Here is an 11,617-nt window from a genome sequence, read left to right as displayed (position 1 = left end):
GAAGGCCGCTGAGTGCGTGCGGCGGGGTCTTCTGCTCATATTCGCTCCAGTCTTCACAGGCGAGGTCCTCGCCAGCAGGAGCAGTTTCCACACTTATCGGCTTGTTCAGATTTCCGGGGCCAGCTCTGTCTTCCACAAGGCAAGCAGCACGCCAGCGTATATCTATAGGCCGGCAAGCGAACAAATCGACGAATCGGACGATAACTGCGTTGCGCAAGCCGGCTCGAATCCGAAGATCCGAGATTGACTCAAGCGACGTCTGTTCGGGCCCTGCGGAGCAACCAAACGCCAGAAGCCTGCGAAGACGCCGACAGGGCCATCCCTCTAGCGGCGTAGCCGTGCTGTCTGCGTCGGCGTAGAGCTGGTGAATAGTTTTTCGGATGAGTCGACCGGCGAGGGCATCGCTTTTCGGACTTAAGAGCCGCAGGTCCAAGCCGCAGCTGTCGCAGTGACTCAACGGACAAGAGCCAAGCCGCGGTATGGCGAAGCCGCTCTGACATTGGGGGCAACTCTCAATCATGCGGGTGTCATGAACGTCGCAGCAGACGGTCGTTGCAAACCGCCAGCTTTTTCGCCAGTACGCAACCTCGTCTTGTGCGAGGCAGATCGGGCATATGACATGACGACAACGATTTGCTAAGGACCTGGCAGGCCTCGGCTGCAGCGCCCATGCGCGCAAGACGAAACTACTTTTGTCTTGCGTCATCTGGGTATCACGCAAGGACAGCAACATCGGTGCGATTTCCTGCGTGCTGCGCCCGCTGAGGCGGCTCCAAGCGGTCACAGCCAACTCGAAATGCGGGGGACAATCGACGAACGCGAAGTTCACAAATCCGGCCCTCGCCATCAGCAGTTTCAAGCGCAAGATCTGGTTGGCTTTCTGGAGACGACAAATCCACGACGCCAGCGATTCGGCATAACCGGAATTGGCGCCGGTCGTACCAATCGGGCGCGTGCGAATCAGCGAGATTGGAAATCCCCCGGCGGGCGGCAGTCCCGCGCGAGGATGCATATAGTGGGGGCTAGATTGCGCCATACCCGACATCCTCCCCATGGTTATCGCCGTCCAAGTAGGTCGGCTCGTGAATCTCGCCAACCCGGTTGAGCCTGCGCATGGCAAACGACTTGTGGAACGGGTTGAGGACCGCAGGTACCTTGGGCCAGTAGTAGCGCGCGAACATTTCCTCCAGGGTGACGTAGTCGAGTGTTCTCAGGTCGCTGGTTAGGCGGGCCATTCGCTTGACCATGAAGGCGATGGAACGGTGAACGCCATCGCTCGCGTAGAACATGCGCGTCGCCACTTCGGAGCTGGCGAGCCACTTGCGATTTTCATCGCTCATGTCGCAGGCGAGTTCGTGTAAAAAGCCGCGCAACTGCGCGAACCCGCCCTCCAGGTCAAAGGGATAAAGCCGGAGTGTTTCGGGTACCCGTGAGCGCAACTGGTTGTTGTGCGTAAACAGGATCTGTGCGCGCGGAGCCCCCCCGTACGCGACGGGGATCATCAGCAAGTCGAGCATCTCTTTCAGCGCATCTGCAGCTGCGGCAAAAGTTCTTGCCTGACCGCGGTCGATCAGGTGCTGGACCTCGTCGACACAAACAAATTCGACGCAGCATTGCGTGTAGAGAAATTTCGCGCGGTCGCGCAGCGAGTCGGCTGATCCTGGCCCGACTTGGATCTGTACAGCATGGAGAAAAGCCCTGAAGATCGACCGTCGCGTCGGCTTTGACGGAATCTTGACGTACACCACAGGCAGGCGCGTGACTTCGTCCCCGTGAACAGGTGGGTTGCGCAGGCAATATTCCTTGAAAACGAACGATTTGCCCACACCCGAAACACCGAACAGCCGCATGCTCTGGGGGTTGTCGTCGACCCCACTGTCGGCGTGGCAGCTGGCCAGGCGGTCCATGGCGTCCTGAAATGCAAGCGTCTCGATGCAGATCATGGTTGCTCCCAGTCAACGTTCCTTGACGAGCGCACGACGGTAGCCAGGATTGGAATGTCCTCGTCCTGCGGGATGGTTGGCTGCCGCTTGACGTCTTCAACCAAATGGCCTTCGGCGAAATTCCTGTTTGCGGCACGGTGCTTGCGCGAGCTAGCCTGTCGAGCCGGTGGCGCTGCGATCGCCGCTCCTGTTGGGATCTGCGGCTCGGGGGGAAGGGTCATCAACTTCAGCGCCCGGCGCCTGGCGCTTTGCGTGTTCGCCATCTCCAGCGAGCGGACCACCTCGCGCGATCTTTTGATAGCCTGCGCGATCGTGATCGTCTGGCCCTGGTCGCGCCCCTTGAGCTGCATCGCACGTGCAACCTTGATCTGGTAGGCGCTGAGCTCTGCTTTGACGGAGTCAGTGTTCGGCACCTGAAGCCGCTCGTTGGTGCGGGGATCCGTCACCCAGATGAACGCCATGAGGGATCGGTTGACGCGGACCTGAACCGGCACGCTCATGGTTTTCGGATTGGCGCCTTTCGGCGCTTGTCGCAGGATGCCTTGCAGCAGACGGCTGTTGAACGTGCAGTTGTCCAGCTCGATGCCCCGTGTGGTCAGAGTGCAGTTGACGGAGTCGCTGCAGACCACGTCCAGTTCATTCGGATCCATGGGCAGGCGAACAGGCGTGACCGCTGAGGCGCTGCGCCAGAGTTCGTATGGGCTCATGCCAACCCCCTGTGATCGCGTGCCATGTACACGTCAACGACCCAGAGGTGCAGGAGGCGCTGCAACTGTTTGAGATCGATCAGCGCGCCGGCTGCGGGGTCGTAGTCCTTTGGGCGCGTGTAGAAGTGGGAGCCAGTTGCGCCTGGCAAGCCCATCAGCGCCTGCGTGCTGAACGTCCGGAAGAATCGTTCCACGCGCGCCTTGTACCAAGGTGACTTGATTGGGCAGTACTGCAGGTCAATACCGAGCTCAAAGCACGCCTGTTTGAGGGAATGGGAGTGAAACTCCGGCCCGTTGTCGCATTTCAAAACCATCGGTATGCCGTGGCACGGCCAGTCGCCCTGAACGTCAGGGTATTTTTCGCGCAGGTACGACTTTGGAAGAATGGCGTGCTTCAGGCAGTCCAGCGTCGCTTGCGCGGAGGTGCCGCTGAAACCTATGTCAAAGCCCATGACCGAGCGGCTGTAGTGCTCAATGGCCATGGTCACGCGCGGGCGCCCGAGTGGCAGGCCGCTCTCCTCGTCCACCACAAACAGGTCCAACGTCGTGTGGTCGATTTCCCAGCACTCGTTCAGCCCATGCATTTCGGTGTTTCTGCCGCTCGAGCGAAAAACCGAGAGTGCATGCACCGCACCCTCGCGCGCGGCTACGACATCGAAACCTGAACGCCGGCGCAAGCACCGAACAAAGGTCGAGTACGAAGGAATCGTCAAGGCGTGTTGCTGAGGGCGCCACTTGTTCTTCTCCAGAAGCTCGCCCTCGAAAACCTTGTAGGCGGCATTGATCGAGTACCGCTCCGTCGTGAGATAGAAGTTGTCGAGCACCGCATTCAGTGCCTGCTTGACTTCGTCGCGCATGCGCTGCTTTCCGGGCCCCCCGCGGCGCTCGAAGTACGGCAGGCACGCCGCAGGATCACCGCCTTGCGCGCTGAGCCGGGCACGCCAACGATTCAGGGTGCTCAGGCTGGGCGCGCGTCGTTCGCCCAGCATCTGACGCACCGCCTCCAGCACTTCGCGAAGGGCGACGCTGTCCGAGCGCACTCGCAGTCCCGCGCGCTCAATGGCCCTCAGATATTGCTGTCTTGCGTAACCCTGCATCTTGGCCGCCTCGCTGACGTCCCCGGCCAGGCGAACAGCCACGCAGACTTTTCGCTCCTGAGTCTCGCGCCGAGCGCTTTTGATGCCCTTCAGGTTGCCTGCGCGATAGTGGATGTGCAGGGTGGCGATTTCCCAGAGACGTTCGTTGCCCTCTTCGTCGGCCAGTATCATGCGATCGGCATCGATGATCGAGCGGATCGTGATGACCTTCTGGAACAGCACGAACTGTCTGTTAGGCGTGAATGAAGTCAGCTGCATCGAAGTGCTCCTGAAGGTCAAACGTCAGCGGCGTAGTGGCTTCAAGGTGTTCATGCACGTCGAAGTAAGCATGGCCCAACGCGAGCATGCGAAGAGACGCGACGCGTCCCAGAAGCTTTTCAAGCTGGTGGAAGGTCGTCGGGCCGTTCTTGGCCAGCCGCCTGCAGTCTTCGACGTCGCAATCGAGCGGTCGGCCGCTGCGCAAGGCTTGCGCGAGTGTTCGGGCGTTGCGGTGTGCGACGGGATGATGCAATTGAGCTTCGCTGACAACTTGGAACAAAATTTCCAGCCTTGCCAGGTGCGTGCGAATGGCGGTGTGGCGCGCCGCCAATGTCGAATCCGCCCTCTGCGTGTCCGGCACGCATTCAAGACAGACCATCAGTTCGTCGCGCCGCGTCGCTACCGCATGCGGCGTGTATCGGTAGCTTGTGCCGTCCTCCAAGACAATGTTCACCATGGCGGGGCGACTGCAAGCGTCGGCGACAAGCCAGGAGGCCTCCAGCCGGTACATGAGGTCCCACTGGAGGCATGATTCCCACTGCATCGGGCAGTTGAAACGCGTGGACGCAAAGATTCCGCGTACACGGTGGCCGCTGCGGGTAATTCCGCGCGGCGCTTGAGAGGATGAGTCCTGCCCCGTCAATCGGGCAAAGCGAAGCCTTAGAGATGTCGTCATGCGACCTCCATCAAATCAATTTGGCAAAAGGAAAACGTGGGCGGCGCGCTCGAAAGCACCCGCCTTATGGCGCCAGGCTTGACTTGATGAATAGCCGAATGAGATACTGAAAGTGCCCGACCAAGGCCCGTCAGTAAAACGGCGGACTCACGCCGTCTAGCCTTCATGGTTAGATGGCGTGTTTTATTTCATGATGGCTCCTTAGAAGACATGCCTCAAGCGGCGATGCTTTCCGGGTGATGCTTGTCTGAGACGCTGGGCAACGTCCTGTCTTGCTCCACGCGTTCCAGCACCTGCGCTATTTCGTTCGTCAAAGCGAAGACTCCGCGGCGGTGCTCAATTTTGATAGGCGAAAAAGGCAAGCTGCCCCTGCTGCGGGCCGTGTTCAAGGCGGTCGTGCTGGGGTAATGCAAGACCTTGCAAAGCGCTTTTGCATCCATGATCGGGCCGTAGGCGGCCCATAAAAATTCATGAATGTTGGGGGGCATAAGATCTCCGGATGCCTTTCAGCAGCTTGGATGCCTGCTGTTTTCGGCAGTTTTGAGCAATACTGCTATGTATCGTAGGCGTGCTTTTTTAAAAGTCAACGACGAGATCTGTGGATGGTCGCGTCCAAGTTGCGGTCATCTTGCGGCTATTGGTACGTTCGGTTGTCAATTAAGTTGTTTATTAAAGATGCTCAGGCCCGCGAAAAGGTCTTTTATCAGTCCACTTGCCTCTGAAAATGGCGTTCCTTTTTCCCAGAAGGCTGTTGTGAGTTTTAGCGGGGCACTTATTAGCAATAGTCGAAAAGACGCAGTGTCAATCGTCGGCCCGAAAGCGGCGTGTGGGAGGACCCATTTGGGTTCGCTGCTCATGCGAGCGCGAAGCAATTGAGCTAGGCATTCAAGCCGATCGAGGCGCAGGGCGAGCATCAAGCGATAGCCCTGAGCGCGCGCAACTGCTTTGCTCGCACACGTGTGCCTGTCGCCGACAGCCTTCTGTATGACATCGGCAAGCGCCAACCCAGATTTCTTTTCGAGATAGCGATCGCGGTTTCGAACATCCAGCGCGGTGGTGCGCTTCGGACCCATGCGCCGATGCCGCGCTCATGACGTGCAATGAATGCGAGGTTCGGGTTCTCCCGTGTCCCGCCAGTGCTCGCATACCCGCACGACATCCGCCAATTCCATCCCAGACGTGGGTTCCAGGTAGTTGCCCTGCTCAGTCTCGAACAACCATTGCGAATGCTGTTGCCCGTCGAGGGCTCGACATCGCCACAAGGATGTGCACCGTGTGAACGATGGATCGCTCCCCCCGGTCATGTAGGAAGGTAGTACGGCATACACACGAGACCGCTGCCAGTGTCCTCGGTCTAGGATGCGGAGGAGATCGTCGATACGCGTCACCAGAAACCGACGCCAGAATTGGCCGCCATCCTCTGACGGCGGCGGCAAAACCTCCGCGTACCAAACAGGCCCATTCAGACAGTGTTCCACCCAAGGAAAAGAGTGCAGATGCGTCTCGTCGATCCCGGGAAATGGCGACATCTCAATCTTGAACCGTTGGTCTACTTGCAGCATGAGGCGACTGTTATGTGGAATATCGTCCGTGGTGCAATAGTACGCATGGCCGGACCATTTTGTCCATGCCGGCCCCCTCTCCCAAATATGCGCGCGACCCTGCGCTGGTGGCGCTCGGCAATGCCGTCCGGCAGTTGCGTAAGGCGAGGGGAATTTCGCAGGAAGAGCTTGCCCACCGGAGCCAAGTTGACCGCTCGTACATGAGCAGTGTCGAGCGCGGCGTGCAGAACCCCGGAATCATGTTGGTAGTGGCTATTGCCAAGGGAATCGGGGTGTCCGTTGCAGAGCTCGCTTCGCAAGCTGATCTCTAGTCTTGCTTGCGTCATCTCGCTCGAGGCTCGGACTTCGGATCGCACACCTTAATGCCAGTTGCGGAACGCCATCGATCCTTCTCATTGAGGGCCAGGTGCGCCTTTGGGTTGCGAGCCGGTGCGCCATCGGAGGTTCGTGCAGCGCGCTAATCAACTCGTGAGGGTTCCGGATGGCGCGCCTTTCAACTTGAGCGGATTCACCCCCCTTTCAACGAGCGTCTGCAATGCGCCGAGGCTGTGTGAAAACACCGCTGAGTCATCTTTCAGGGGTCTTTGACCCCTTGGCACATCCAAAAAAACGCAGCCTGGGCCCGGCTGAGAGGTCGACTTTCGGATTGATGGAGACCGAATTGAGTTTTCACACAGCCTCGGCCCTGAGCAGACATCCGCCTGGATCCAGCCCCTACCGCCTGTACCGGATCGCCTCTATCACCAGCTGCATCGCGCGGGACGAGTTGCGATGGCTCGGGTAGTAGGCATGCAGAGCGGGAAAACTTGGACAGCAATCGTCCATTACCCGCAGCAGCCGGCCAGCGACTACGTGCGGCTGCGTCATGTCCGCCGGAAGGCAAGCCAGCTCATGCGCATTTAAAGCCGCGTGCAGCATCTGGTAGGCCCCGCTGCATGTCAGCTGGCCCGTGACGCGGACCTGCACCGCCTTGCCTACGTCGAGCAATTCCCACGCATAAATGCGGCTGCTGTGGACGGCGGCATTCCACTGGTGGCGCTGTGAGCTGCGTGGCGCCGCTGTTCTCGACAACCATCGAACGCGTGCCCCGCGTTGCGCGCGAAGCGCTGGGCCACGACTTCGAGGCGAGCATGCGCAGGCTGGCAGCCGGCGTATGCGTGATCACCACGGTCGACGAAGGCCGAATTTTTGGGTTGCACGGCCACGGCGGTGACCTCGGTGCCGGCCGAGCCACCCACGCCGTTGATGTGCATCAACCAGGCATCGAAGACGCATGCCGCGGCGATTCGTGCGGGGTTTTTCGGGGTGCGCATGTTGTCGGTGGCTGACGAGCAGAAGGCGCGTGACCTTGTCGGCATGAACGCCGTGCCCGACCTCTTCCGGGACGACGGCTGGACCACGTCGCACTCTGGCGCGCCCATGCTGAGCAACCGCGCCGCGGCGTTCGACTGCCGGGTGCCGACGGCCACGGCGTTGGCATTACACACGGTGGTCTTCGGCGAGGTGGTCGGCGCGCGGCAGCAGGCCGGCAGCCTGCTGGTGTACGCGCTAGGCAGGTTCATCCAGGTGAGCGCTCAATGAAACGGCGCACTTGTTGCTTCTGCCTGGTGCTTACCAGCGCACCTTCACGCCCACGCTTGCGTTCACGCCGCTCTTGATGCGCGCGTCGCCGCTCGACGACCACAGCTTGCCCAGCTCCGCATAGAGACTGGTGCTTGGCGTCAGGCTCAGCGTGGCGCCGCCGGCCAGCTCGGTGCTGGTGCCTCCAGTGACGGTCGCGATGTCGGTGTAGGCCGCGGGGCCGACGAAGCGGGTCGCGTCGGAGCCGCTGCCGCTGCGGTACACGTTCACGCGCACGTACGGTTGCAGCAGGCCGGCGCCGGTGGCGATCTCGCCCTTCACGCGCACGCCCGCGCGCAGCAGCCAGCCGTTGTGGGGATTCTGCTGCACCAAGGCGCCGACGATGCCGTTGTCGTCCAGGTTCACGCGCTGGTGAACCAACTGCAGCTGCGGCTCGATGCGCCAGTTTTCCGCAAGGGGAAACGACTGGCCCACCTCGATAGAGGCCAGCAGGCTGTTGCCCTTGCCCGAGCTGCCGAAGCCCAGCGTGGGCGATGCGGTGTAGCGGTGGCGCCCGGCCTGCAGCACGCCGTCGACGTACAGGCCGGTGTCGTTCTTCCAGGTGGCATAGGCGCCCAGGAACTGGTTGCGCAGGTCGGTGGAGCCCACGCCGTAGTTCTGCAGGCCGCCGGCGAAGCCGGTCACGCTCATGGTGCCGTCGAGCTGGCCCACGTACACGCCCACGCGCCAGTTGGGGTCGGCCCACAGGTCAGTGCCGGCCTGGAAGCCCGTGAGCCGCCCTTCGCTCGTGGGGCTGACGGTGCCGGACTGGCCGATGGTGCGGTCGGTGCTGATGATGCGGCCCCATGCCTGGCGGTAGCCCTGCTCGGGCGAGGCGGTGTTGGTGCCGCTGGCGCCGTCGTCGCCCACGCGCTGGTGCAGGTTGCCCAGCATCGCCAGGCCGGCCTGGCGTACCTGCTCGGGCAGCGCGGCATACAGCGCCACCTCGTTGCGGTACGTGGGCACGACGATGCCGCCGAAGCCGGTGGCCGATCCGGCGCCAATGCCGGTGCCTGTCCCTGTTCCCGCGCCGACGGGCGTGCCGGGGTCGGTTCCCGTGCCCGTTCCGCCCCCCGGCGGCGTGATGGTCGTGGTCGAGCGCAGGTACCAGTTCTCCCCCGTGCCACTGGCGTCCGCCGCATACAGGCGGTACTGGTACGCGCCGGCATCGACGTGCCCGCCGGCCAGGTTGAAGGCGCTTCGGGTGGTCTGCGCGGTGGTCGTCGCGCCGTTGATGGCGCTGATCACCTCGATGCCGTTGCCGGCGGTGAGCCCGCCCAGGCCACCCAGGTTGACGATCTGCACGTTGGTCGTGCCGCTGGCGATGGCGGTGGCGCCGCTGAGCACCAGCCGGTCGCTCACGCTGGTGCTGTCGCCCAGCGCGGTGCCCAGGCGCAGCGTGCCGCCGTTGCCCACCCACGGGCCGGTCACGGTGAGCGTGGTGCCGGGCACGGTGCCCACCAGCGACACGGTGCCGCTGTTGGCGACCGACGCCACGGCTTGGTTGAAGCCGGCCAGGTCGAGCGTGGCGCCGCTGGCCACGTTGAAGGCGCTGGCGCTGCTGAAGGTGTTGAGCGCGCCGGCGCGCAAGGTGCCAGCCGCGACGCTGGTGGCGCCGGAGTTGGTGTTGGCGCCGCTCACCGTGAGCACGCCCGCGCCGGCCTTGATGAGGTCGGCCGCGCCCGAGATGGGCCCGGTCCAGCGCAGGTTGTTGCCCTGGGTGTCGATGGTGCCGGTGCCGCCCAGCAGCAGGGCGTTGCCCACCGTGAGGCCGTCGGAGCCGGCGATCACGCTAGCGGTAGCGCCGGTGTCGATGGCAATGGCGCCCGTCAGCACGGCGCCGGTCTGCAGCGTGAAGCTGTTGCTGCCGGCCGTGAATTCGACCGCCGAGGCTAGCGTGGCGCCGTCACCCCCCAGCCCGCCCGCGATGGTGCCGCTGTTGGTCACGGCCAGGTTGGAGCCCAGCACGCCGACGCCGCCGGCACCTGTCGCGCCCGCCGCGCCGCCCGTGGTGTTGAGCCCGCTCGCGCCACCCGCACCGCCCGCGATGGTGCCGGTGTTGTTGACGGCGCCGCCGCCGCCCTGCGACGACAGGCCCGTGCCGCCGTCCCCGCCCGCGCCCGGTGCGCCGTTGCCGGTCGCGCCGCCGCCGCCGTCACCGCCCACGCCCCCGGCGCCGCCGAGGATGCGCCCGACGTTGTTCACGGTGATGGCGCTGCCAGCCAACGTGAGGCCGATGCCGCCCGCGCCGCCGCCGCCGCCCGATGCATTGAGCTGGGCCGGCGTGAGCGTGGTGCCGCCCGCGCCCCCGGCACCGCCCGCGCCGCCGGTGATCATGCAGAGGTTGGTGAAGGTCAGCCCCTGCGCAGCCGCGTTCAGGTAGAACCCGCCCCCGCCGCTGCCGCCACCGCCGCCTTGCGAGAAGGCGTCGCCGCCCGCGCCGCCCACGCCGCCCGTGGCTGGGCCGGAAGATGTGTAGCTGACCAGCGCGCCGTTCAGGATCGCGCCGTAGCCGCCCGCACCGCCGCCGCCAGCGGCCCAATAGCCCTGGCCGCCCGCGCCGCCGTTGCCGCCGGTGTAGCTGTCGGTGGACGAGGTCGCGTTTGTGGCAATTGATGCGCCCTGGAAGCCGCCGCCGCCGCCGCCGCCGTAGCCGTCGCCCGCGCCGAAGCCACCGGTTTGCGCCTGGCCGGCGGTGCCACTGTCGCCCTGGAACACGCCGGGACTCACGATGGTGATGGCAGCGCCTGCCGCGCCGCCGGTGCCCGGGGTAGCGGCCAGGAAGCTGCCGCGAACGGCGTCGCTGCCGGCCACAACACCGGCCGGCGTCGATGCGCCGCCGTTGCCGCCGCTGGCGCCCGCGTTGGAGTCGTTGAGGCCGCCGCTGCCACCGTTGCCATCGCTGCCGCCGGCGCCCGCATGCAGCATCGGCTCGCCGACAGGTTGGCCGCCGGCACCGCCCGCGGCCAGCGCCGGCCCGGCGCACACGAGCGCGACGGCCATCGCCACGGCGCGGGTGCCGCAAGAAGATCGTGAGGACGACCGCGCGTGGCCGCGCGAGATTTCGGGGGTGGCGACCCAGGTGCTGCGCGTAGGATTCCAGAGAGTACGAAAAGTCTTATTCATGGCGTCAACTTGTTTCATCGTTACCTGATCGGGCAGGCGCCCACGTGCGACAGCAATGGCTTGCTCCTCCGCACCCCGTGATTTCGAATTTGCAAGTCAAAAATGTAAGTACGCGTAGCAACTGGCGATATGCCCGATAACGGGTACCTCCCAAGTCGCCTCGCAGCCGGCTTTTCACTCGCGCTGGGTCGCAAATGACCGGCCCGTGACACGTCTACCCTGAACTGCTTCGAGAAGTAACCCCTGTTTCTCGATTGATTCGAAAGTTCTCAGTTCGAAAGAGTGGTGGGTAGCGGATCAACACGTCTTTGAGGCGGTCTCCCCGCGACGCGCCGACGACCGCTAATGGCATGCGCGGTCGTCTGCCGACGTTTGAGCTGCCCGAGCTGCAGCCGGGTGGTGACGAAGAAGCTCAGCAACTACAGGCATCGCTGCGGCGCCTGCGTGCGTGGAGGGCTGGCGGGGCCAACAAGCGCGTCAACCAGGTGCACTCGACCTCGTAGATATTGAGCTTAGAAAACTCCATGCGTTGAGGTAGGAACTTGAGCCGCTTTTGCGTTCCCACGCTCAAGGTTCCAAGGCATTCCTGAGGTATCAGTTGCGCGATGGCAAGTAGCTTTTTGGCAAG

12 protein-coding genes are annotated in these 11,617 nt (G+C 63.4%); 2 read left to right on the top strand and 10 right to left on the bottom strand.

The annotated features are described in order from the left end of the window. The 7 genes from VLK31_RS34705 to VLK31_RS34675 all read right to left on the bottom strand — a co-directional run. Positions 1-1,036: TniQ family protein (locus tag VLK31_RS34705; protein ID WP_409173037.1), on the bottom strand; the 1,036-nt coding region annotated here is incomplete at its 3' end. Then, positions 1,023-1,943 (bottom strand): TniB family NTP-binding protein, encoded by a 921-nt coding sequence (locus tag VLK31_RS34700; protein WP_409173036.1) that lies wholly within the window; start codon positions 1,941-1,943, stop codon positions 1,023-1,025. The genes VLK31_RS34705 and VLK31_RS34700, both read right to left, overlap by 14 nt. Further along, positions 1,940-2,650 (bottom strand): hypothetical protein, encoded by a 711-nt coding sequence (locus VLK31_RS34695; RefSeq protein WP_409173035.1) that lies wholly within the window; start codon positions 2,648-2,650, stop codon positions 1,940-1,942. The genes VLK31_RS34700 and VLK31_RS34695 overlap by 4 nt, the downstream gene beginning before the upstream one ends. Next, positions 2,647-4,005: a DDE-type integrase/transposase/recombinase gene (locus tag VLK31_RS34690; RefSeq protein ID WP_409173034.1), complete on the bottom strand. Its 1,359-nt coding sequence runs from the start codon at positions 4,003-4,005 to the stop codon at positions 2,647-2,649. The genes VLK31_RS34695 and VLK31_RS34690 overlap by 4 nt, the downstream gene beginning before the upstream one ends. Further along, on the bottom strand, positions 3,980-4,462 hold the full coding sequence (locus VLK31_RS34685) for a hypothetical protein (protein ID WP_409173033.1): 483 nt from the start codon (positions 4,460-4,462) through the stop codon (positions 3,980-3,982). The genes VLK31_RS34690 and VLK31_RS34685 overlap by 26 nt, the downstream gene beginning before the upstream one ends. 434 nt (positions 4,463-4,896) lie before the next feature. Further along, positions 4,897-5,169, bottom strand: a complete 273-nt coding sequence (locus tag VLK31_RS34680) for a hypothetical protein (protein ID WP_409173032.1) — start codon at positions 5,167-5,169, stop codon at positions 4,897-4,899. 165 nt (positions 5,170-5,334) lie between these two features. Continuing rightward, entirely contained in the window at positions 5,335-5,754 is a 420-nt protein-coding gene (locus VLK31_RS34675; protein ID WP_409173031.1) for a hypothetical protein, read from the bottom strand. A 554-nt stretch (positions 5,755-6,308) separates the two neighbouring features. On the opposite strand from VLK31_RS34675, the gene VLK31_RS34670 reads away from it, so the two are divergent. Continuing rightward, a complete protein-coding gene (locus VLK31_RS34670; RefSeq protein WP_409173030.1) occupies positions 6,309-6,554 on the top strand; it encodes a helix-turn-helix domain-containing protein in 246 nt (81 codons plus the stop codon). 403 nt (positions 6,555-6,957) lie between these two features. On the opposite strand, the gene VLK31_RS34665 is transcribed toward VLK31_RS34670, so the two are convergent. Continuing rightward, positions 6,958-7,230 carry a LysR substrate-binding domain-containing protein gene (locus VLK31_RS34665; RefSeq protein ID WP_409173029.1) on the bottom strand — a complete coding sequence of 91 codons (273 nt, stop codon included), beginning with the start codon at positions 7,228-7,230 and terminating at the stop codon, positions 6,958-6,960. Beyond that, positions 7,218-7,556, bottom strand: coding sequence for a hypothetical protein (locus VLK31_RS34660; RefSeq protein ID WP_409173040.1), 339 nt, complete (start codon positions 7,554-7,556; stop codon positions 7,218-7,220). The genes VLK31_RS34665 and VLK31_RS34660 overlap by 13 nt, the downstream gene beginning before the upstream one ends. Here VLK31_RS34660 and VLK31_RS34655 point away from each other — a divergent pair. Then, the gene (locus tag VLK31_RS34655) at positions 7,453-7,824 is read left to right on the top strand and encodes a flavin reductase family protein (RefSeq protein ID WP_409173028.1); all 372 of its coding nucleotides are present in this window, start codon (positions 7,453-7,455) and stop codon (positions 7,822-7,824) included. The genes VLK31_RS34660 and VLK31_RS34655 overlap by 104 nt on opposite strands. A gap of 30 nt (positions 7,825-7,854) precedes the next feature. Here VLK31_RS34655 and VLK31_RS34650 read toward each other — a convergent pair whose 3' ends face one another. Next, positions 7,855-10,989, bottom strand: a complete 3,135-nt coding sequence (locus VLK31_RS34650) for an autotransporter outer membrane beta-barrel domain-containing protein (protein ID WP_409173027.1) — start codon at positions 10,987-10,989, stop codon at positions 7,855-7,857. Between the last annotated feature and the right edge of the window lie 628 nt (positions 10,990-11,617).

Source organism: Variovorax sp. H27-G14 (assembly GCF_046156345.1).
Taxonomy (GTDB): domain Bacteria; phylum Pseudomonadota; class Gammaproteobacteria; order Burkholderiales; family Burkholderiaceae_C; genus Variovorax.
The sequence above is the reverse complement of the archived record's forward strand: the minus strand, read 5'-3'. Positions and strand labels throughout refer to the sequence as shown.